This window comes from Thermostichus sp. OS-CIW-30, assembly GCF_054060215.1.
Genome location: NZ_JBSSCZ010000003.1, coordinates 54,201 through 74,472, shown reverse-complemented (window position 1 = coordinate 74,472; position 20,272 = coordinate 54,201). Strand labels below are relative to the sequence as shown.

21 protein-coding genes and 1 tRNA gene are annotated in these 20,272 nt (G+C 58.5%); 10 read left to right on the top strand and 12 right to left on the bottom strand.

Annotation, left to right across the window (positions count from 1 at the left end; translation table 11 throughout):
• Positions 1-188: 188 nt before the first annotated feature.
• Positions 189-1,769 carry an iron uptake porin gene (locus tag ACVWZF_RS02020; RefSeq protein WP_457410693.1) on the top strand — a complete coding sequence of 527 codons (1,581 nt, stop codon included), beginning with the start codon at positions 189-191 and terminating at the stop codon, positions 1,767-1,769.
• Positions 1,770-2,213: 444 nt separating this feature from the next.
• Complete coding sequence (locus tag ACVWZF_RS02015) at positions 2,214-3,794, top strand: iron uptake porin (RefSeq protein WP_011433220.1); 1,581 nt, start codon at positions 2,214-2,216, stop codon at positions 3,792-3,794.
• Positions 3,795-4,052: 258 nt separating this feature from the next.
• Here ACVWZF_RS02015 and ACVWZF_RS02010 read toward each other — a convergent pair whose 3' ends face one another.
• The 3 genes from ACVWZF_RS02010 to ACVWZF_RS02000 all read right to left on the bottom strand — a co-directional run bounded on the left by ACVWZF_RS02010 (position 4,053) and on the right by ACVWZF_RS02000 (position 7,036).
• Positions 4,053-4,892 carry a DUF6671 family protein gene (locus ACVWZF_RS02010; RefSeq protein WP_457394403.1) on the bottom strand — a complete coding sequence of 280 codons (840 nt, stop codon included), beginning with the start codon at positions 4,890-4,892 and terminating at the stop codon, positions 4,053-4,055.
• A gap of 69 nt (positions 4,893-4,961) precedes the next feature.
• The gene (locus ACVWZF_RS02005; protein ID WP_457394400.1) at positions 4,962-6,668 is read right to left on the bottom strand and encodes a SulP family inorganic anion transporter; all 1,707 of its coding nucleotides are present in this window, start codon (positions 6,666-6,668) and stop codon (positions 4,962-4,964) included.
• Between the two features lie 134 nt (positions 6,669-6,802).
• Positions 6,803-7,036, bottom strand: a complete 234-nt coding sequence (locus ACVWZF_RS02000; protein ID WP_457387301.1) for a hypothetical protein — start codon at positions 7,034-7,036, stop codon at positions 6,803-6,805.
• A 409-nt stretch (positions 7,037-7,445) separates the two neighbouring features.
• On the opposite strand from ACVWZF_RS02000, the gene gyrA reads away from it, so the two are divergent.
• The 4 genes from gyrA (at position 7,446) to psb28 (ending at position 12,117) form a co-directional block, all read left to right on the top strand.
• The gene (gyrA, locus tag ACVWZF_RS01995; protein WP_414330543.1) at positions 7,446-9,974 is read left to right on the top strand and encodes a DNA gyrase subunit A; all 2,529 of its coding nucleotides are present in this window, start codon (positions 7,446-7,448) and stop codon (positions 9,972-9,974) included.
• Between the two features lie 186 nt (positions 9,975-10,160).
• Positions 10,161-10,532: a DUF760 domain-containing protein gene (locus tag ACVWZF_RS01990; RefSeq protein WP_011433215.1), complete on the top strand. Its 372-nt coding sequence runs from the start codon at positions 10,161-10,163 to the stop codon at positions 10,530-10,532.
• Between the two features lie 38 nt (positions 10,533-10,570).
• A complete protein-coding gene (locus tag ACVWZF_RS01985) occupies positions 10,571-11,770 on the top strand; it encodes a glycerate kinase family protein (protein WP_457410692.1) in 1,200 nt (399 codons plus the stop codon).
• 32 nt (positions 11,771-11,802) lie between these two features.
• Positions 11,803-12,117, top strand: coding sequence for a photosystem II reaction center protein Psb28 (gene psb28, locus ACVWZF_RS01980; protein ID WP_414414133.1), 315 nt, complete (start codon positions 11,803-11,805; stop codon positions 12,115-12,117).
• A 17-nt stretch (positions 12,118-12,134) separates the two neighbouring features.
• Here the strand turns inward: psb28 and gatA are convergent, their stop codons facing one another.
• From gatA to ACVWZF_RS01940, 8 genes are all read right to left on the bottom strand, one after another.
• A complete protein-coding gene (gene gatA, locus ACVWZF_RS01975; RefSeq protein ID WP_457394393.1) occupies positions 12,135-13,667 on the bottom strand; it encodes an Asp-tRNA(Asn)/Glu-tRNA(Gln) amidotransferase subunit GatA in 1,533 nt (510 codons plus the stop codon).
• Positions 13,668-13,833: 166 nt separating this feature from the next.
• Positions 13,834-14,109, bottom strand: coding sequence for a hypothetical protein (locus ACVWZF_RS01970; protein WP_011433211.1), 276 nt, complete (start codon positions 14,107-14,109; stop codon positions 13,834-13,836).
• Between the two features lie 107 nt (positions 14,110-14,216).
• A complete protein-coding gene (locus tag ACVWZF_RS01965) occupies positions 14,217-14,618 on the bottom strand; it encodes a hypothetical protein (protein WP_071818165.1) in 402 nt (133 codons plus the stop codon).
• 102 nt (positions 14,619-14,720) lie between these two features.
• Positions 14,721-14,793 (bottom strand) — tRNA-Ala (locus ACVWZF_RS01960).
• Positions 14,784-15,470: a Uma2 family endonuclease gene (locus ACVWZF_RS01955; protein ID WP_011433209.1), complete on the bottom strand. Its 687-nt coding sequence runs from the start codon at positions 15,468-15,470 to the stop codon at positions 14,784-14,786. Before ACVWZF_RS01955 ends, ACVWZF_RS01960 begins: the two co-directional genes overlap by 10 nt.
• Before the next feature lie 59 nt (positions 15,471-15,529).
• A complete protein-coding gene (locus tag ACVWZF_RS01950; RefSeq protein ID WP_011433208.1) occupies positions 15,530-15,847 on the bottom strand; it encodes a hypothetical protein in 318 nt (105 codons plus the stop codon).
• A gap of 97 nt (positions 15,848-15,944) precedes the next feature.
• Positions 15,945-16,304, bottom strand: a complete 360-nt coding sequence (locus ACVWZF_RS01945; RefSeq protein WP_041436507.1) for a hypothetical protein — start codon at positions 16,302-16,304, stop codon at positions 15,945-15,947.
• Between the two features lie 465 nt (positions 16,305-16,769).
• Positions 16,770-17,069, bottom strand: coding sequence for a ferredoxin (locus tag ACVWZF_RS01940; protein ID WP_011433206.1), 300 nt, complete (start codon positions 17,067-17,069; stop codon positions 16,770-16,772).
• Between the two features lie 201 nt (positions 17,070-17,270).
• Between ACVWZF_RS01940 and ACVWZF_RS01935 the strand changes: the two genes are divergently transcribed.
• On the top strand, positions 17,271-17,417 hold the full coding sequence (locus ACVWZF_RS01935) for a hypothetical protein (protein ID WP_011430273.1): 147 nt from the start codon (positions 17,271-17,273) through the stop codon (positions 17,415-17,417).
• Between the two features lie 120 nt (positions 17,418-17,537).
• Here ACVWZF_RS01935 and ACVWZF_RS01930 read toward each other — a convergent pair whose 3' ends face one another.
• Positions 17,538-17,969 carry a hypothetical protein gene (locus ACVWZF_RS01930; protein ID WP_457410691.1) on the bottom strand — a complete coding sequence of 144 codons (432 nt, stop codon included), beginning with the start codon at positions 17,967-17,969 and terminating at the stop codon, positions 17,538-17,540.
• Position 17,970: 1 nt separating this feature from the next.
• Between ACVWZF_RS01930 and ACVWZF_RS01925 the strand changes: the two genes are divergently transcribed.
• From ACVWZF_RS01925 to ACVWZF_RS01915, 3 genes are all read left to right on the top strand, one after another.
• Positions 17,971-19,113, top strand: a complete 1,143-nt coding sequence (locus ACVWZF_RS01925) for a hypothetical protein (RefSeq protein ID WP_457410689.1) — start codon at positions 17,971-17,973, stop codon at positions 19,111-19,113.
• A gap of 299 nt (positions 19,114-19,412) precedes the next feature.
• Complete coding sequence (locus ACVWZF_RS01920) at positions 19,413-19,571, top strand: pentapeptide repeat-containing protein (RefSeq protein ID WP_457410688.1); 159 nt, start codon at positions 19,413-19,415, stop codon at positions 19,569-19,571.
• A 48-nt stretch (positions 19,572-19,619) separates the two neighbouring features.
• The gene (locus tag ACVWZF_RS01915) at positions 19,620-20,183 is read left to right on the top strand and encodes a hypothetical protein (RefSeq protein WP_457410686.1); all 564 of its coding nucleotides are present in this window, start codon (positions 19,620-19,622) and stop codon (positions 20,181-20,183) included.
• Positions 20,184-20,272 lie beyond the last annotated feature (89 nt).

The window sequence follows — 20,272 nt, the reverse complement described above, 5'->3', positions numbered from 1 at the left end:
GCAGTTGGGTCTCGCATTGAGTCTCGCGCAGAAAGTGTGTAAAGTGGTAGACGATGTGGACTTCGGCTGTATCATGTCTTCCCAGAGTCCGCGATTGCCAGGCTCGTTGTTGAGGTAGGCAGTTTGTCGCTTCTATGAGGACATCCCTACAGCCAAAAAGGTGTGAGGAAAAGAACAAGGAGAGAAACATGCCCGCGAAACACGCGAACTACTGGAAAACGCTGCTGGCCGGCACTCTGGGTGCAGCAGCGATCCTGACCCCTGGAGTGGCTTATGCCCAAGCTACCGGGCCGGTCACCTCCATCTCTGAGCTTTCGGATGTGCAGCCCACCGACTGGGCCTTCCAAGCCCTGCAATCCTTGGTGGAGCGCTACGGTTGTATTGCCGGCTACCCCGACCGCACCTTCCGCGGTAACCGGGCTATGACTCGCTTTGAGTTTGCCGCTGGTATGAACGCCTGCCTGGATCGCATCAATGAGTTGATTGCAGCCGGTTTGGCCGACAAAGTCTCCAAGGAAGACTTGGCCACTCTGCAGCGCTTGCAAGAGGAATTTGCTGCTGAGCTGGCAGCCCTGCGCGGGCGGGTGGATGCCCTGGAAGCCGATGTTACTGATTTGAAAGGGAAGGTCTTCAACCCGGTTACCAAGTTGAATGCCCAAGTCATCGCCGCTGTTGTAGGCAGCGCTCTCACGGAAGACAGAGTTGTTGATGGGAGGGTAGTAGCAGAGCAAAACCAAGCCAACATGACTCTTCCCTATCGGGTACGCTTGAACTTCGATGCTTCTTTTGTGGGTCGCGATCGCCTGCGCATTCGTCTCCAAGCTCGCGATGCTGTGACTGAGTTCTTTGATGGGGATCCCGGCCTTGGCTTTGGCGGTGGTGGCGGTGGCACTTTCACCCTGGCCCAGCTGGTTTATCAATTCCCTGCTTTCGACCGCGCTGCTACTATCTACACGGGCATTACGGGTACGGGAGTGGGGAGCGTTCTGCAGTACAGCACGCCCTTTGATGCCCTGTCGAAGTTTGCCGATCCTCCCAAATCTACGGCAGATGTGCCCAGCGGAACCCTATTTGGCTTCCGCTATCGCCTGAGTGACCAGTTTCGTTTAGCCTACGCCTACAGCACCAGAAGAGGGCAAGCCTTGGGGAGAGGCTTTGGCGACAGTGGCTTGACAGGTGATGATAGCGCCCACGTCGTTGAGCTGGGCTTCTTGCCGACAAAGGGTCTGGAGTTCTACCTCCAATTTGCTTCCACCTACCTGCAGCAGGCGAACGACGGCCCCACCTTCCTGGCCACGGGTAAAAGTCTCTTCCGTGGACCGGTAAGAGGAACTCGGGTAGATGTCTCTGCACGGGTGAATGCTTTTACGTTCGCAGCCAACTGGGAGATCAGCCCTCGCATTACCTTGTCTGGCTGGTTTACGGCTGGCAATGTGGATTACAACCTGCCCAATGTGGTACCGGCTGGTACTGTTGATCCGGGAGAGGAAGACTTTAACGGTCTCCTCCTTGGCTTTGTTTTCCCCGACCTCTTCGTGGAGGGTGCCAAAGGCGGGATTGTGTTTGGCCAGCCAATTGTGACTGCCGACAACGACGGAGTGTGGGATACTCGCCCCTTCGTTGTGGACGTCTACTACAGCTTCCCGGTCAACGAGTACATTACTCTAACGCCTGCTGCCTACTTTGTGAGCAACCCCAATGGCGGCAGACCCGGAGACAACGACCCAACCATTGGCGTGGGGGCTTTGCGAGCTGTGTTTACTTTCTAGTTCCTAGCTCCTCACGCTTACAGCCAAATTGCCAGGCAGGGATCCACTACGGTGGATCTCTTCATTAAATAAGAATAATCAACTCCTCTGTGGGGATAAGGATGCTGGCATTGAAGAGCTTGAGGTTGAGCTTAAGACGAGGCCATGGGCTACAAAAAGCGCACTGCGTGAGATCTGCCCAGGTCTTTGCCACAGGCTCGGTGTAGGTGTGAGAATGGCGGGAACAGATACCCATGTCTTGGCCACAGATGTGGGGACACCGCATTAACTGTAGGGCAGACCGGACAGCAAGAGGATGTGGACTTCGGCAGTATCATAATCTCCACATCATGTCTTCACCGAAGTCCGCAGTTGCCAGACTTGTTCTTGAGTTAGGCAATTGGTTACCTCTAGAAGACATCCCTACAGCCAAAAAGGTGTGAGGAAAAGAACAAGGAGAGAAACATGCCCGTGAAACACGCGAACTACTGGAAAACGCTGCTGGCCGGCACCCTGGGCGCAGCAGCGATCCTGACCCCTGGAGTGGCTTATGCCCAAGCTACCGGGCCGGTCACCTCCATCTCTGAGCTTTCGGATGTGCAGCCCACCGACTGGGCCTTCCAAGCCCTGCAATCCTTGGTGGAGCGCTACGGTTGTATTGCCGGCTACCCCGACCGCACCTTCCGCGGTAACCGGGCTATGACTCGCTTTGAGTTTGCCGCTGGTATGAACGCCTGCCTGGATCGCATCAATGAGTTGATTGCAGCCGGTTTGGCCGACAAAGTCTCCAAGGAAGACTTGGCCACTCTGCAGCGCTTGCAAGAGGAATTTGCTGCTGAGCTGGCAGCCCTGCGCGGGCGGGTGGATGCCCTGGAAGCCGATGTTACTGATTTGAAAGGGAAGGTCTTCAACCCGGTTACCAAGTTGAATGCCCAAGTCATCGCCGCTGTTGTAGGCAGCGCTCTCACGGAAGACAGAGTTGTTGATGGGAGGGTAGTAGCAGAGCAAAACCAAGCCAACATGACTCTTCCCTATCGGGTACGCTTGAACTTCGATGCTTCTTTTGTGGGTCGCGATCGCCTGCGCATTCGTCTCCAAGCTCGCGATGCTGTGACTGAGTTCTTTGATGGGGATCCCGGCCTTGAGTTTGGCGGCCGTGGCGGCGGCACTTTCACCCTGGCCAAGCTGATCTACCAATTCCCAGCTTTCAACCGAGCAGCTACCATCTACACGGGTATCGTTGGCTCAGGTGTGTTCGATGTATTCAACTACAGCACACCCTTCGAAGCTCTCTCCGACTTTGCTGATGCTCCCAACTCCACGGCGGATGTGCCAGGTGGAGCTCTGTTTGGCTTCCGCTACCGCCTCTCCGATCAACTGCGCTTGGCCTACAGCTACAGCACCAGGAACGCTCAAGCTTTGGGCAAGGGCTTCGGCGACAGCGGTATAACCGGTAGCGATAGCGCCCACGCGGTGGAGCTGGGCTTCCTGCCGAATGAAAATCTAGAGATTTACCTGCAGTTTGCCAGTACCTATCTGCAGACGGCAAACGATGGCCCTGAGTTCTTGGCCAACGGTACAGCTCTTTTCCGTGGCCCTCTGAGAGTAACCAATGTGTCCACCTCTGCACGGGTGAACGCCTTTTCTGTGGCTGCCAACTGGGAGATTACCCCCCGCGTCATCGTATCTGGCTGGTTTACTGCTGGCAATGTGGATTACAACTTGCCCAATGTGGTACCGGCTGGCACCATCGATCCGGGTGATGAAGATTTTAACGGATTCCTGTTTGGCTTCGCCTTCCCAGATCTGTTCATTGAGGGTGCTCAAGGGGGTGTGGTTTTTGGCCAGCCAATTGTGACCACCAAAAACGAAGGAGTTTGGGATACCCGCCCGTTCATTGTGGATGTTTACTACAGCTTCCCGGTGAACGAGTACCTCACCCTTACCCCGGCGGCCTACTTTGTGAGCAACCCCAATGGTGCTCTACCTGGGGACAACGACCCAACCATTGGTGTAGGTGCTCTGCGGGCTGTGTTCAACTTCTGATGAGTTGACCTCTTTTGCAGGTTCATAGCTGGTTAGGGGATCCACTGCAGTGGATCCCTTTTTTGGTTCAAACCTTCCTTTATGGTCATTTCGATTCAGACTAGGACACTGCACCCACGTCTGAAACGTTGAGTGCATACAGCGAAGGGCTTTTTCTCTATAGCCCAGGTGTCTCACCCTAACCTGAAACGACTACAACTCCTCTGCGGGGATGACAATGCCGGCTCTGGAGAGCCTGAGGTCGGGCTCAAGACAAGGCTAGGGATTACAGAAAGCACACTGAGCGGGATCCGCCCAGGGCTCTGCCACAGGCTCGGTGTGGGTGTGGGAACAGCGAGCACAGCCATATACCCAAGCCTTGGCCACGGGGGTGGGGGCGCCACATTGGCCGCAGGGCAGTCCAGAGACCGAGCGGATCCGCCAGTAGCCAGGAGTGCCGCAGGCCGGGCACAGGCTTTGGGCTTTGGCGATTAGGTTTTGGGTGGCGGCTGCGATAACCTGGAGCCGGGTTGGGTTGCACATGGCCCGCATGTCGGTTTCCAGATGCAGGCCACCCTGCCGAGCCAGCATCTCCCCCACCACCTGCTTCAGGGTCTCTTCATCTTGGATTCCTTTGTGGATGACCTGAGGCTTTTCTGGCCGGTCGAGGGCAATCAGGGCATGCTGGGGAAAACCCGCCCTTTGGGCAAAGTCCAGCGCTTCTGCCCAGCTCTGCACCCAGCGATGGCTGAAATTGGTTTGGGTGCTCTCTGCATAGCCGACCAGCTCCAAGGGCTCCGCGCCGGGTTCAAAAACCCTGAGCATGACCCACTCCTGATTCCAAGGGATCCAAGGGATCTGGGGGTGGGGGCCAAAGGATCCCTCGCTGGCCAAGCCCAGAGCTTCAGGATGATCCTGCAAAGCCCTTGCAATCTTCAGGCGCAGAGTGTGGATGGGATCCCCCGGTCGGGGCCGCTCCCGCGAGAAGGTGCCCAGTTGGTCGGTGTCGAAAGCTACTACTTGAACTTGGATCCCCAAATGTTCGGCCAAGAGAGGGCCGATGACCTGCTCTTTGCGATGCATGGTTGCCAAGTAGGCGACCCGACCCTTCCATTGCATAGACTCAGACTTAACCTAGATCTGGCAAACGGATCCCGCAGCTTTGTGGCTCAGGCCAATTGGGGTTACTCAAACCAGGGGACTGGCCTCGAGCGGCAAGCCCAACTGGGCAACAGCCTCGGCCAAAGCCACCTCACGGCTGTCCACAAACCGCTCTGGGGACAGTGGCAGATGCAGGCTTTCTAGGCGCTGCCGGATCCGGCCCTTGGCCCCAACAATCCACACCTGTTTGCCCCGATCCAGGGCCTCGCGGATGGCATTTTCCAAGGATAGCGTCGCCGAAACTCCCAGCATCGGCACATCTGATAGATCCACCACCAGCGCTTGGCAGGAGGCCACCGCCTGATGTTGGCGGGAAATGGCTTGGGAAACCCCGAAGATCATCGGCCCGCTCAGGTAAAACAGCAACACCTGCCCGCATCCCTGGCGCAGCAATTCCCTCTCACGGGGAGTGAGATCCACCGCATCATCGGCATCGGTAATGGCTTTCACCTCTTCGGAGTGGATCTCGCTGAGGCGTTGAATGGTGAGCAAGTTGGCCACAAACACTCCCACTCCCACTGCAGCGATGAGATCCACAAACACCGTCATGAACATCACTCCGTACATGATGGCTGCCCCTTTGAGGGAAAGGCGGTGGGCCCGCTTGAGGAAGCTCCAGTCGAGGATATCCACCCCCACCTTAAAGGCGATCCCTGCCAGCACCGCCATTGGGATCCCTTGCGTGAGGGGAGCGGCAAACAGCACCACCATCAACAGAATGAGGGCGCGGGTGACGCCCGCCAGAGGGGTACGTCCCCCCGACTGGATGTTCACCACTGTGCCCATGGTGGCGCCGGCTCCCGGTAAGCCCCCCAGGAAGCCAGAGACAATATTGGCGATCCCCTGCCCGATCAGCTCTTGGTCGGAGTCGTGGCGGGTGCGGGTGAGGTTATCGGCAATGACTGCCGTCAAGAGGGTGTCGATGCAGCCCAGCATCCCCAGCACCACCCCATCCAGCACCAGGTTAGCTAGAGAAGCAAAGGGCAACTGCGGCCACTGCAACTGCGGCAAACCGGTGGGGATGGGGCCAATGCGCCGCAAATCCCAATCGGCCATAAACAAGCTGGCCGCCAGCGTGCCCACGAGCAAAGCCACCAACTGCGGCGGCACCACCCGTCGCCAGGGCTTGGGATAGCCAAAAAGGATAGCAAGCGTCAGCAGCCCCAGCCCCAGCTCTGGCATCTTGAGGTTGAGCAAGTAGGTCGGCAGGTTCTGCACCGCCCCAATCACTCCCCCCTGGCTGGCGTGGCCCAGCAGCGGCGGGATCTGCAGCAAAATCATGATCCAGCCGATCCCGGACATAAAGCCGGAGATAACGCTGTAGGGCATGAGGGTGATGTACTTGCCCAGTTTCAGGGATCCAAACAGGATCTGAAATAAGCCCCCCAGCATCACCACGGTGAAGGCCGGCCCCAGCCCCTGCTCCGGATAGCGGGCTGTAACATTAGCAACCACTGCCGTCATCATCACAGTCATCGGCCCGGTGGGTTCGGAGATGAGCGTGGGCGTACCCCCAAACAGAGCCGCAAAAAAGCCCACACACACTGCTCCGTACAAGCCCGCCACCGGCCCTGCCCCCGAAGCCACCCCAAAGGCCAAGGCCATCGGCAAGGAAACAATCGCTGTCGTCAGCCCGCCGAAGAGATCCCCGCGCCAGTTGTCTAGGCTCAGACGTCGGTGCCAATCCAGAAATCTCTTGCCGCCGGACTGTTGTTCTTTCGCTTGGCTCAGCATGCCCCAAAGCCCTCCACGCTATGGGCAGCCTATCATTGAACGTTACTATAGGGATCACGCTAGATGATAGGTTTTCTTCTATGATTTTCCTCAGGGATCCCTATCTGGATCCCACTCAGAGTGAGGCATGGGGCTCAAGCTGGCAGAGTGGTGTGAAAGTGAGAGTAGTCCACATAGCGATGCCCATTGCTGTCCAGGTGGAGAATATCGGCAAATCGGTGGTTCCAGAGAATCTCATCGGCCAAGTAGGAGTGGCGAGCATGGATGGTTTGGGAAAAGGTGTCGTCGATGCCGGTCAGGGTAATGATCAGCTCCGCTTGGCCCACCTGTAAATCTCGATCCATGAGGCTGTAGGGAGGGCCGCCGATGAACCACCGAGCCTCTCCTACTGGAAGTCAGCCGGCCTTCACAAAGGGCGAATGGTAGACTGGGAATACAAAAGCTTTCTGCTCAATTCAATCACCTTCAGCTTACTAGCGCAGGAGCCCCGCACTGTACCCGTAGGGTCAGTGTCGGGAGGAATGCTACAATAATTCTGCGGACACCAGAAACGGCTGTTTAGGGCACTGGTAACGGTCGATTGGGGCTGCCCGTAAACCAGCCCAGAGGCTCGTGGTTAGTTTACTAACTGCAGGGCTACCGAAAGCCCGCCCCGTACTGCGAAGCAGTCAGGGTCAGGTAGTTTACTCTGCCACGGCCAAGGTTGGCTTCTCGATAAACTTCCATGAACCCACTGCGCCAAGGCCGACTGGGATCCCTCAACGATAACCCAACCCCATGAGCGACAACGAATCGACGGCGCGCATCATCTCCACCGACCTGCAGCGGGAGATGTCGCAGTCCTACCTGGAATACGCCATGAGCGTGATCGTCGGGAGGGCTTTGCCAGATGCGCGGGATGGCCTGAAGCCGGTGCACCGCCGCATTCTCTACGCTATGCACGAGTTGGGCCTGACGGCGGATCGCCCCTTCCGCAAGTGTGCCCGCGTGGTGGGGGATGTAATTGGAAAATACCATCCCCATGGGGATCAGGCCGTCTATGATGCGCTGGTGCGCATGGCTCAAGATTTCTCCATGCGGGAGCGGCTGGTGGATGGGCATGGCAACTTCGGCTCTGTGGACAACGATCCGCCGGCAGCCATGCGCTATACCGAGTGTCGGCTGACTGCCTTTGCCCAAGAAGCCCTGCTCCAAGATATTGACGCCAACACTGTCGATTTTGTCGGCAACTACGACGGATCCCAGCAAGAACCCCTGGTGCTGCCGGCGCGGATCCCGCAGCTGCTCCTGAACGGCTCTTCCGGCATCGCCGTGGGCATGGCCACCAACATCCCGCCCCACAACTTGAGCGAATTGGTGGACGGCCTGATTGCCCTCATCCACAACCCCAACCTGACCAGCCTGGAGTTGATGCAGTGGATCCCGGCCCCCGACTTCCCCACCGGGGCGCTGATCATGGGCCAGGAGGGCATCCGCGAAGCCTACACCACCGGGCGCGGCTCCATCACCCTGCGCGGAGTGGCCACCGTCGAAACCATAGAGCAGCGGGGCCGACCGGTTCGGGATGCCATCATCATCACCGAGCTGCCCTACCAGACCAACAAGGCAGCCATGATCGAGAAGATCGCCGAGCTGGTCAACGAGAAAAAACTGGAAGGCATTGCCGACATCCGCGACGAGAGCGACCGCAGCGGCATGCGGGTGGTGATCGAGCTAAAGCGGGATGCCCAGCCGCAGGTGGTGCTCAACAACCTCTACAAGCAAACCCCCCTGCAGGCCAACTTCGGGGTCAACATGCTGGCCATCCTCAACGGCGAGCCGCGCACCCTGACCCTGCGGGACGCGCTGCAGGCTTTTCTGGATTTTCGGGAAGAGGTGATCGAGCGGCGCACCCGCTACGAGCTGCAAAAAGCCGAAGAGCGGGATCACCTGCTGCAGGGCTATCTCTTGGCTTTGGGGCAGTTGGATCGGGTGATTGCACTCATTCGGGGAGCCGCCGATACCGCCACAGCCCGAGAGGAATTGCAGGCGGTGTTGGGCCTGAGTGAAGCCCAAGCCGACGGGATCCTGCAGATGCAGCTGCGCCGCCTGACTGCTCTGGAAGCGGAAAAAATTCAGGCCGAGCACGAAGACTTGGTGAGGCAAATTGCCGACCTGCGGGATATTCTGGCCCGCCGAGAACGGGTGATGCAGATCATCAGCGAAGAGCTGCAGCAGCTCAAAGCCCGCTTTGCCAGCCCGCGCCGTTCCCGCCTCTGTTTGGAGGATGGGGAGCTGGGAACGGATGATCTGATCGAAAATCGGGAGACGGTTATCTTTCTAACCGAGCAGGGCTATATCAAGCGCATGGGCCTTGAGGAGTTCCAGGTGCAGGGGCGAGCCACCCGCGGCAAAGCCGGCGCCCGCATCAAAGAAGACGATGCCATCGAACAGTTTTTTGCCTGTCGCAGCCACGACACCATCCTCTTTTTCACCAATCGGGGCGTAGTCTATACCCTGCCCGCCCACCAGATCCCCCAGGGGAGCCGCGCCGCCCGCGGCAGCGCCATCGTTCAGTTGCTGCCGATCACCCGGGAAGAGCGGGTTACGTCCATGGTGCCGGTGAGCCAGTTCAGCGACGACGAATATCTGGTGATGCTCACCCGCGGCGGCTACATCAAAAAAACGGCCCTCAGCGCCTTTGCCAATGTACGCTCCAACGGCCTGATTGCCATCTCTCTGGAAGAAAACGACGAACTGCGCTGGGTGCGCCGCGCCCGCTCCAGCGATGATGTGGTCATGGCGACCCGCCAAGGCATGTCCATTCGCTTCCCGGCGGATGACGAGCAACTGCGCCCTCTGGGACGGGCCACCCGGGGCGTGCGGGCCATTACCCTCAACGCCGGCGATGACATCGTCAGCATGGATATTATCTCTGCCGAATCGGTGATGGCTGCCGAGCGAGAGGGGGAGAAGCTGGCTAACCCTTGGGTGCTGGTGATCACCAAAGAAGGGCGGGGCAAGCGCTCGGCCATCGACAATTTCCGCCAGCAAAACCGCGGCGGCAAGGGGGTGATCGCCACCAAGTTCCGCCAAGCGTCGGACGAGCTGGCGGCCCTGCGCATCGTCAATGCCGAAGACGAGATCCTGTTGGTAACCGCCAGGGGCATTGTCATGCGCCAGTTGGCCAAGGCTATTCCCACCCAGTCCCGCGAGGCGACCGGGGTGCTGGTGCAGCGCCTGGATCCGGAAGACAGCATTGTGGGAGTTACAGTGGTACCCGCTGCCTTGGTTGCCGAGGAGGAGACCTCAGAAGCCAGCGCTTGATCCCCGGCCGTTACTTAGGTACGGCATTTGCCGCCGCAGAAGGGTGGGATCCCGTACCGGAGGGGGTGAGGATGGGGTGTTACCTTTGGGATAGCCCAAATTCCGGGAACGGCAAAGGTCTGTGGGATCAGGCCGAGCGGCCCGGTTGGGATTGCATCTGCTGTGTTTGTGGAGCTTGGTTACTCCATGGCGAGCCCGTTGAACTTCATCCCTGGTTTTGAGGCAGTGCAAACTCCGAGCCCCGACAACCGGCTCTGGCAATACCTGCAATCTCAGGATCCCAGCGTCTTTCAGGATATTGCCCGCAATTCTTCCCCAGAAGTGCTGGAGATCTTGGGCCACAACATCCGCAGCTTGGTGGGGAGCTTGCCCTCCGATCAATTCGGGGTTCAGATCATCACCAACCGCGAGAGCTTGGCCAAAATGCTCTCCGGCGCGATGATGGGCGGCTATTTCCTGCGGGTCATGGAGCAGCGCCTAGCCCTGGAGCAATCTTTGGGCAGTGCCTCCCAGCCTGCCAGCGCGGATCAGCCTTCGCCAGCAGAGGAGGAGGGCTAGGCTTGCAATCCACCTTTTAGCGCCGCCGAGGAGGTTCCATGCTGGATGCGGGTTTCCAGGCAAAGGGATCCCAGTTCAGCAGCCCACCGCGGCGGATTTTGGTTTGCCCGGATAGTTTTAAGGGATCCCTAACAGCCACGGCGGCGGCAGAGCACATAGCCCATGGGATCCAACAGGTGCTGCCGGAAGTCGAGGTGGAGCGGCTCCCCTTGGCCGATGGGGGAGAGGGCACCCTAGAGGTATTGCTGCCGACGCTGGGGGGAGAGAAGAAGGGCCTATGGGTCACCGGCCCCCTGGGGGATCCCGTCTGGGCGGAGTACGGGGTGGCAGGAGAGCTGGCCCTGTTGGAGCTGGCCCAGGTGGCCGGCCTGACCTTGGTGCCACCGGAGCGGCGGGATCCCACCCGCACCACCACTTATGGCCTGGGAGAGCTGTTGCGGGCCGTCTGCCGCGATCCCATCGCTGAGATCTGGATAGGTCTGGGGGGATCCGCCACCGTGGATGGAGGGGCGGGCATGGCGCAGGCCTTAGGCTATCGCCTGTTGGATGGAGCTGGGGATCCCATCGGCTGGGGCGGGGGAGAGCTGGCCCGTTTGCAGCGCATTGAGTCCCCTGAACAGCCTGTCTGGCAGGGGAAACGGGTCCGCGGCCTGTGCGATGTGCAGAATCCCCTCACCGGCCCGTGGGGAGCCGCCGCCGTCTTTGCGCCCCAGAAAGGGGCTACCCCTTCCCAGGTGCAGCAGTTGGAGCAGGCGCTGCAGCAGTGGGCTCAAGTGGTGGAGCGAGATTTGGGCCAGGCCGTGGCCGGGATCCCAGGGGCCGGAGCCGCAGGCGGCTTAGGAGCAGGTCTGGTGGCTTTTTTGGAGGCCACTCTGGAGTCCGGGATCCAGCTCTTGGCGCGGCAATTGGCCCTGCCGGAGCGCATCCGCCGCTGCCATCTGGTCGTCACCGGAGAGGGCTGCCTCGACGAACAAAGCACGATGGGAAAGGTGGTGGGGGCCGTGCTGGAGCAGGCTATCCAAGCCCAAAAACCCCTGCTCATCCTCTGTGGCCAGGTGACTCCGGCAGCGCGCGCTGGGTTGGCAGCCCAGCCTCTTCCCCTTCGGGTTGGCGCCCTGTGCGACCGGATCCCCGATGTGGCAGAAGCCCAACGGCAGGCCGGCCATCACCTGGAGCAGATGGCGGCTCAGGAGCTGAGAGATTTTCTGGAGCAGGGCGCGGGGATGGGCCGGTTATAATGGCTTAAATCTTTGGGTTTGGTTAGGACATCATGGCCAGTATCGAGTTCTCCCCCGGCATTCAAGAGGTGCCCACCCAGGTGCGGGTGCTGAAATCCAAGACCGGCAACCGGGGATCCGCGATTTTCCGCTTCGAGGAGCTGAAATCCGATACGCAAAACATCCTCGGCATGCGGATGATCGATGAGGAAGGGGAGCTGACCACCCGCAACATCAGGGCCAAGTTCCTGAACGGGGAATTCAAAGCCCTGGAAGTGACCTACGACATGGAAACCGAGGCAGAGTGGGATCGCTTCCTGCGCTTTATGGAACGCTTTTCAGCGGCCAACCAGATGGGCATGGCCTAGTTGCCGCCCTTCCCGCCTCAGCTTTTGGATTTTTTGCTCCTTTTGCCGGATCTGCGCTTGGCTTGAGGTTGGCCGGGATCGGATCCCTGGCCCTCTTTAACTGAGGGCTGCCCCAGCGGCGGCCGTCGCTTGTGCCAGTCGGTGCTTTGCTCATAGGCATAGGCCACCCGCAGCACCTTGCTCTCCTGTAGGGCATTGCCCACAATTTGCAGGCCAATGGGCAGGCCATCGGCAAACCCGCAGGGCAGGCTCAGCCCCGGCAAGCCCGCCAGGTTCACCGGGATCGTCATCAGGTCGCAGAGGTACATGCTGAGGGGATCCTCCCGCTCGCCGAGCTTGAAGGCTGGGGTGGGGGTGGTGGGGCTGACCAGCACATCCACCTTCTCGAAAGCCTTGAGGAAGTCCTGCTTGATGAGGGTGCGCACCTTCTGAGCCTTGAGGTAGTAGGCGTCGTAGTACCCCGAGGAGAGGGCATAGGTGCCGATCATGATGCGCCGCTTGACTTCTGGCCCAAAGCCGTGGGCGCGGGTCTTGCCATACATCGACAGCAGCGAGTCGGCAGGTTCCCGCAGGCCGTATTTCACCCCGTCGTAGCGGGCCAAATTGGCAGAGGCTTCCGAAGGGGCGATGATGTAGTAGGTGGCAAGGCCGTAGCGAAAACTGGGGCAGTCGATCTCCAGGATCTCCGCCCCCAGTTCCTGCAGATGTTGAATGGCCGCTTGCACGGCAGCGCGGGTCTCCTCGCCGCATCCTTCCCCCAGCAAGTCGCGGATCACCCCGATTTTGAACCCCTTGATCTCAGGGATCAGGGCTTGGCTGTAGTCCGGGATCCGCACCTTTAAGCTGGTGGAGTCCATCGGGTCATGGCCGGCGATCCCCTGCAGCAGCAAGGCCACATCCTCCACCGTGCGCCCAAACGGCCCCACCTGATCCAAAGACGAAGCAAAGGCCACCAGCCCGTAGCGAGACACCAGCCCGTAGGTGGGCTTGAGGCCCACCACCCCGCAAAAAGCTGCCGGTTGGCGGATGGATCCCCCCGTATCTGAGCCCAGGGCCACCACCGCTTGGTCGGCAGCCACCGCCGCCGCCGATCCCCCAGAGGATCCCCCTGGCACCCGCGTCAGATCCCAGGGATTGGCGGTGCGCTGAAAGGCGGAGTTTTCCGTGGAGCTGCCCATGGCAAACTCGTCTAGGTTGGTCTTGCCCACCGTCACCATGCCCGCAGCCGCCAGCCGCGCCGTCACCGTTGATTCATAGGGGGGAATGAACCCCTCCAGCATCCGGGAAGCGCAGGTGGTGCGGATCCCTTGGGTGCAGAGGTTGTCTTTCACGGCAAGCGGGATCCCGGCCAAAGGGCCGATCGCCTCCCCGGCCCGAATGCGGGCGTCCACCGCCCTGGCCTGTTGCAGAGCCAGTTCCTCGGTCACAGTAATAAAGCTCTTGAGCTGCGGCTCCAGTTGGGCCAGGCGCTCCAGGTACTCGCGGGCGATCTCTTCGGCAGAGCGCTCTTTGGTTACCAACTGCCTGTGGAGGGCACGGATGACAGACATAGGCAAACTCGTGGGGAAGGGCAAATGCCGGTGAGGCCAGACAAAGTTCCTCTAGATTAATCTAGGTGGGATCCCTTCCTACCCAAAATCCCGCCAATTTCCCCTCTCCCTGAGAGAGAGGGGCTGGGGGTGAGGGCGTCGGCAATGCAGAGCGCTTGGGCCCAAGTTACCGCCGTTCCAAAAAGTCGCGGCGCAGATCCCGAATCTCCTGCCGCATCTCCCGCATCTCTTGGGCCATCTCGTCAGTGCGCCGTTCCAAAGCCTCGGTGCGCCGTTCAATGGCTCGGGTGCGCTCGTCAAAGCGATCCAGCGCCTCGCGGAAAAACTGCGCCAGCATCGCCTGCCCTTCCCGCAGCTCTTGGATCAAAACCTGCTGGTTTTGCTGGGCAGCTTGCAACTCCTGGACGGCCCGAATCAGCCACTGCTCTTGCTCAGGTGTCATGGTTACCAAGGCGCTACAGAACAAGGAAATCCTACCACCCTAAATCTCCTCCTGGGAGAAGGATCCGGGGATGGTTACACTAGCAACGCAGAGCGCTTGGGCCCAAGCTACCGCCGTTCCAAAAAATCGCGGCGCAGATCCCGAATCTCTTGCCGGATCTCTCTCATCTCCTCCGCCATCTGGTCGGTGCGCCGTTCCAGTGCTTCTGTGCGGCGTTCGATGGCCCGAGTACGCTCGTCAAACCGATCCATTGACTCGCGAAAGAACTGCGCCAGCATCGCCTGTCCCTCCCGCAGCTCTTGAATCAAAACCTGCTGGTTTTGCTGGACAAGACGCAGCTCCTGCTGGGCAGCTTGCAATTCTTTTTGGGAGGCTTGCAGCTCTCTTTGGGAGGCTTGCAACTCTCTTTGGGAGGCTTGCAACTCTCTTTGGGAGGCTTGCAACTCTCTTTGGGAGGCTTGCAACTCTTGGATGGCTTGAATCAGCCACTGTTCTTGCTCGGGCGTCATGGTTACTGAAACACTACAGAATAAGGAAATCCTACCACCACTAACTCTTCTCTCCTCCTGGGAGAGGGATCGGGGGCAAGGGATCCAAATCCAAAACCTCAATGGAGAGTAGGGAACTCGAATCCCTGACCTCTGCGGTGCGATCGCAGCGCTCTACCAACTGAGCTAACTCCCCGTAGCTTTACCAGAATAACCCGAATCCGCAGCCAAGATCTCCCCCGCCTGCAACTCCAGCTTGGGAAAGACCTTTGAGGATACCGGATCGGATCCCTTCAGCTCCAGCACATCGTACCAGCCTTCATGAAGCAGCAGCAGGCTCACCTTCTCCTCCAAGGGATCCACAACCCAATACTCGCCGATCCCCAAAACGCAATACTCTGCTTGCTTGGCCCGGTAGTCTGCTGCCCGGCTGGACTCACTGACTACCTCCACCACCAGTAGCGGCGGCGGATCCTCCAGGCGAATCAACGCCTCTCTGGATCCCATCTCCTGCCACTGCTCCAGAGGCAGCACCACCACATCCGGGATCCGCACCGTAGCCCACCGATTGCCCCGCGGAGACTGGATCCCTGGGCTCCCCTGTATCGCTGTCCAGGGCAACTTCTGCCGTGCAATCTCTGCCTCGAAAACTCGGCTGAGAAAGTTTTGAATCTGCACATGCCGCCCGGTTGGAAGAGCCATGGGCACCAACTCCCCTGCCACCAGCTCATAGCGGGTATCACTGCCATCCGAATAAGCAAGGTATTCCGCCAAACTCAGGCGAGCTCTTGATGGTGCAGAAACGGATCCCATTGCCAAAGCCATAAACCGTCTCGGCCAAAAGTCTCTTTGCTGCCATACTAGCCTTGTCATCTCGCACAACCCCTCTCTTCCTCTGGGAGCAGGGCTGTGAGCGCTCGGTCTGTTGGCAGTCAACGCCGTTCCAAAAAATCGCGGCGCAGATCCCGAATCTCTTGCCGGATCTCCCTCATCTCTTCCGCCATCTGGTCGGTGCGCCGTTCCAGTGCTTCTGTGCGCCGTTCCACAGCTTCCGTGCGCCGTTCAATAGCCCGGGTGCGCTCATCAAACCGATCCATTGACTCGCGAAAAAACTGGGCCAGCATCGCCTGTCCTTCCCGCAGCTCTTGAATCAAAACCTGCTGGTTTTGTTGGACAAGACGCAGCTCCTGCTGGGCAGCTTGCAACTCTTGGATGGCGCGAATCAGCCACTGCTCTTGCTCAGGGGTCATGGTCGGCGAGGGTTACAGAAGAATAAAAAAATCCTATCACCCTGCATTTCTCCCTGGGAAAGGGGCTGTGAGCGCTTGGGCCAGGGTTGGATGGAAGCTAACGCCGTTCCAAAAAATCGCGGCGCAGATCCCGAATCTCCTGCCGGATCTCCCTCATCTCTTCCGCCATCTGGTCGGTGCGCCGTTCCAGTGCTTCTGTGCGCCGTTCCACAGCTTCCGTGCGCCGTTCAATAGCCCGGGTGCGCTCATCAAACCGATCCATTGACTCGCGAAAGAACTGCGCCAACATCGCCTGCCCTTCCCGCAGCTCTTGAATCAAAACCTGCTGGTTTTGTTGGACAAGGCGCAGCTCCTGCTGAGCGGCCTGCAATTCTCTTTGGGAGGCTTGCAATTCTCTCTGGGAGGCTTTTAGCTCCTGGATGGCTTGAATCAGCCACTGCTCTTGCTCAGGGGTCATGGTTGCTGAAGCACTACAGAATAAGGAAATCCTACCACTGCCAATTCTGATACATTCACGCTGAACTCTCCTGAACATGGTTCAGGAAAGAAGCGATCGCATCCTGCCTATCTCTGTTCGCGTTAGCGGGACGGAGTCCAAGCAGGAAGGCGGTATCCCGCAAAGCCCTGAGGAATACCCCCCGAGCGCTTTCCCCCTTCACTTCCCGGCAACCGTTGCGGTGGACTCAAGGATCAGGGGGAAACTTGGTCTACTATATCCCTCTCAATGACTTTTGCCAAACCGCCTAAAGCTCAGTAAATTCAGCAAAGTTCAGGGTTTTGGGGGTTAGAGGCATGCTCCTCTCCCTCTGGGTGAGGGCCTCAGCAGCGCGGAGCGCTCGAACACCCCCTTGGGCCACCCAAAACAAAAACCCCTCTCTCTTTGGAAGAGGGGCTGGGGTTGAGGACGGAAATTCAAGCTCGATCAGTAAAGGGCTTCTTCTTGGTGGGTGATGATGGTGCAGTCGGAAGTAGGGTAAGCCACACAGGTCAGCACATAGCCCTGCTCGATCTGATCATCGTCCAGGAAGGACTGATCGCTTTGATCCACTGTGCCGCTCACCAGCTTGCCGGCACAGGTCGAACAGGCACCGGCGCGGCAGGAATAGGGCAGCTCGATCCCTTGCTCTTCCGCCACGTCCAAAATGTACTCATCGTCCGGCACATCGATGGTGACGTTCAAGCCTTGCTCCTCGTTGATCAGAGTGACCTTATAGGTAGCCATCCTGGTTGGGTCTCCAGAAAAAACATCCACTCCTCATCCTGCCACCCTTCTGCCCCAGATCAAGCACCCTTTTGTGAGGAAATAGGCAAATCTTCCGGTTTTTTGCAGGTGGATCCGGGAAAGCTTGCCGGGTAAGGGTTCTGGCTGCTCAAGAGGGCTGTTAGCCCGCAGCGTCTGCATGAAGGGTGAACCTCGGCTCCGATGGCAGAACTGCCGCAGATCCCACCGGTCATTCTTCCGCAATCCTCTCTGTTCAACTTGGACTTGGCAGGGATCCCTGTAGCTCCTGGGTTGCACCTGGAAAAAAAATGGCAAGACTTGCCAAGTTGGGCGGATCTGACTGTATAATTTACGGAGTAACCAGAGCAACCGCTGACACAGGCGTGTGTGCGTCTCCCATCCGAGTATCAAGCCCTTAGCCTTCTCAGTTGCTTCGGGTTGGTTGATCGGGTAAGTTAAGGGAAGTGTTCAGCCGAACCCTACTTTTTTGGTTAAGAGGAGAAAAATGAACGGAAAAACGCATATGTGGCTGTTGAAGTCACTTGGTTCTCTAACCTTGGCGTCTGCCGTGGTGCTTCTGCCCCTGATCTTGACAGGCTGTGGCGGAGACAGTGCCAGCTCTGTGGTGCCTGTGCCTCCTCCACCTCCTCCACCTCCGCCGCCGGCTCCAACTCCGACTCCAGCTCCAACTCCGACTCCAGCTCCTACCCCAACTCCGACACCTGCGTCTTTGATTGTGGTTTCGCCTACCTCGATTCCCAATGCGACTGCCAGCTCCGTCAAAACTATCAACGTCAAGCTAGCCCAGGATCCGAGCGGGATCAAGACGGTGACGGTGACGGGGCCAACAGGTTGGAGCATTTCCCCCCCGATCTTGATCTTTGACAGCAGCAACTTCAACGTGAACCAGCCGGTGCAGGTCACGGCGCCGCTGACGGCGGTGGGTCAGACGCAAAACATCACCTTCAGCGGGACGGGGCTGGGGAGTGTGGATGTGCCGGTGACGGTGACTCCGGTGCCGAACACCTTCTTCCTGGATCCGGTGAACGGCAGCGACAGCAACCCAGGGACGGCGGCAAAGCCGTGGAAGACCTTTGAAGGGGTGCTGAAGGCGGGGGCTAACCCGTATCAGAGCGAGCTGGTGCCGCGCCTGCAGCAGGGCGAGAACGTAACGATTCAGGTGGTAACGGCGGTGCCGGTTACGCAAAATCTGAATACCAGCCTGAATACTACTGTGCCCGGTGGTTCTATCACCATCGTGGGTCCGACGAATTACAAGCTGTCTATTGCCGCCGGGAAGCAGTTGACGCTGAACGAGAATGTGAAGTTGGAGGGCTTCTCTATCGAGGTCAATGGCAATGAGGGTATTGTCATCGACAAGTCCACTGCATCCATCAACAATGCGACGATTAGGTGTAAACCAGGAGCGACAAACACGTGTATCAAAGTTAACGCAGCCAATGTGAAGCTCTCGGGTAATAAGATCACGTTCGATGTGCAAACAACAGCAGTACTCATAAAAGGCGCGGGCGTTAAAATCATCGACAGTGAGTTCAAGTCAGATGGTTTAAATAATCTTGGTAGTACCACTGCAGCTATAAAGGCTAATGCTGCTAATACCACTGTACTTAACTCTACGTTTAACTTGTCTTCTGTTATCAATCAAAATCCTGGTTCCATTCTTCGAGCTATAGATAGTTATGATCCTGGTACCACTGTACTTGACTCTAAGTTTGACTTTTCTTCTGCTACCACTGGTGGTGGTAAAGCTTTAGCAATTACGCTTAATGCTGGTTCCAGTATCGCTGTTGTCAAGGGCAACAAGATCCTTGTGGCTGGTGATGCCCCCAATTCATTTGGTGTTGCGGTTGACCCTGGCGCCACCGGACACCTAATTCAAGACAATGAGTTCAAGGCTTCTGTCAATAATGTAGGCATCGGAATAGATGCGGGAGGATCAGGACTTGGAATTTTTGTCAACGATGTCGTGAACGGCAACAGCTTCCCTCAACCGCCGAACCTTTTCAAGAATGTTAATCCATAACCGGCCAGAAGGCTAGTTTGTTGCTCCCCCCCCTTGTGTGGGGGGTTTTTTGTTGGCTGAAGGTCGCTGCGTTGCTCTCCCTTGGGGCAGAGGGGATGGCCAAAAGGTTTGCCTAGCTGCTTGCCCTGGGGCTGCTGGACTGTGTCGGCAAGGGCGGGCGGCTGATACATTTACGCGACACACTCCGGCTGCCAGTTGCTTGGGGTGGTGCTTCCCAACGCCAAGCTGGCCGGCGTTGATCTGGGCGAGGCGCTGGTGCAGGGGGAGTCTTTCTAGAAGCAGATCTGTCGGGGGCCAATTTGGCCGGGGCCTATGTGGAAAACACCGCTTTCAACGGGGCCCAGTTGCGGCGGGCCAACCTCAGGGGGGCGATTCTGAAAGGAGCCCAGCTGGGGGGGGTGCGGACGGACGGGGAGACCATCTGCCCCAATGGGGAGCGCGGCCCCTGCCGCTGGTAGGCCAGGGATCCGGCTAGAATGGGATCCTAAGCTGGTGTAGGGAACCCCATGTCGGAGCGGTTGGAGCGGGTGGAGGCCATCTTGGAAGTCCTGGCCCAGCAGACGCTGGCCAATGCCCAGGCCACTGCCCGGAATACAGAAGCCATCGAGCGTCTTTTTGCAGCCACCGCCCAGAACACAGAGGCCATTGGGCAAGCCTTTGCAGCCATTGGTCAGAACGCAGAGGCCATTGGGCGTGTTTCCACAGTTACTGTCCAGAACACAGAGGCCATCGAGCGTCTTTTTGCAGCCACCGCCCAGAACACAGAGGCGATTGGGCAAGCCTTTGCAGCCATTGGTCAGAACGCAGAGGCCATTGGGCGTGTTTCCACAGTTACTGTCCAGAACGCAGAGGCCATTGGGCGTGTTTCCACAGTTACTGTCCAGAACACAGAGGCCATTGAGCGTCTTTTCGCAGTCATTGCCCAAAACACAGAGGCGATTGGGCAAGTTTTTGCAGCCATTGCCCAAACTAGGGAGTCCATCGCTGAGCTGCGGGCCAGCATTGCCGAGCTGCGCCAGGTGGTTGAGCAGCAAAACCGCGCCATCAACTACCTTATGAGCCAAGACTAGGTCCAGAGCTGTGGATCCTCTTCCTTCTGGGCTGGGGTTAGGGAATAATACCCGTTAGTTCCCCTGAGCTGGCCGATACTGGGCCAGGA

Excerpts from the sequence above, each read along its gene's own strand:
- ACVWZF_RS01965 (WP_071818165.1), bottom strand. The coding sequence starts at position 14,618 with ATGACGCCCGAGCAAGAACAGTGGCTGATTCAAGCCATCCAAGAGTTG.
- ACVWZF_RS01950 (WP_011433208.1), bottom strand. The coding sequence starts at position 15,847 with ATGACCCCTGAGCAAGAGCAGTGGCTGATTCGCGCCATCCAAGAGTTG.
- ACVWZF_RS01990 (WP_011433215.1), top strand. The coding sequence starts at position 10,161 with ATGGCGAGCCCGTTGAACTTCATCCCTGGTTTTGAGGCAGTGCAAACT.
- ACVWZF_RS02010 (WP_457394403.1), bottom strand. The coding sequence starts at position 4,892 with ATGCAATGGAAGGGTCGGGTCGCCTACTTGGCAACCATGCATCGCAAA.
- ACVWZF_RS01945 (WP_041436507.1), bottom strand. The coding sequence starts at position 16,304 with ATGACCCCTGAGCAAGAGCAGTGGCTGATTCAAGCCATCCAGGAGCTA.
- ACVWZF_RS01955 (WP_011433209.1), bottom strand. The coding sequence starts at position 15,470 with ATGACAAGGCTAGTATGGCAGCAAAGAGACTTTTGGCCGAGACGGTTT.
- ACVWZF_RS01940 (WP_011433206.1), bottom strand. The coding sequence starts at position 17,069 with ATGGCTACCTATAAGGTCACTCTGATCAACGAGGAGCAAGGCTTGAAC.
- ACVWZF_RS01915 (WP_457410686.1), top strand. The coding sequence starts at position 19,620 with ATGTCGGAGCGGTTGGAGCGGGTGGAGGCCATCTTGGAAGTCCTGGCC.
- gatA (WP_457394393.1), bottom strand. The coding sequence starts at position 13,667 with ATGTCTGTCATCCGTGCCCTCCACAGGCAGTTGGTAACCAAAGAGCGC.
- psb28 (WP_414414133.1), top strand. The coding sequence starts at position 11,803 with ATGGCCAGTATCGAGTTCTCCCCCGGCATTCAAGAGGTGCCCACCCAG.
- ACVWZF_RS02020 (WP_457410693.1), top strand. The coding sequence starts at position 189 with ATGCCCGCGAAACACGCGAACTACTGGAAAACGCTGCTGGCCGGCACT.
- gyrA (WP_414330543.1), top strand. The coding sequence starts at position 7,446 with ATGAGCGACAACGAATCGACGGCGCGCATCATCTCCACCGACCTGCAG.
- ACVWZF_RS01935 (WP_011430273.1), top strand. The coding sequence starts at position 17,271 with ATGGCAGAACTGCCGCAGATCCCACCGGTCATTCTTCCGCAATCCTCT.
- ACVWZF_RS01970 (WP_011433211.1), bottom strand. The coding sequence starts at position 14,109 with ATGACACCTGAGCAAGAGCAGTGGCTGATTCGGGCCGTCCAGGAGTTG.
- ACVWZF_RS02005 (WP_457394400.1), bottom strand. The coding sequence starts at position 6,668 with ATGCTGAGCCAAGCGAAAGAACAACAGTCCGGCGGCAAGAGATTTCTG.
- ACVWZF_RS01985 (WP_457410692.1), top strand. The coding sequence starts at position 10,571 with ATGCTGGATGCGGGTTTCCAGGCAAAGGGATCCCAGTTCAGCAGCCCA.
- ACVWZF_RS02015 (WP_011433220.1), top strand. The coding sequence starts at position 2,214 with ATGCCCGTGAAACACGCGAACTACTGGAAAACGCTGCTGGCCGGCACC.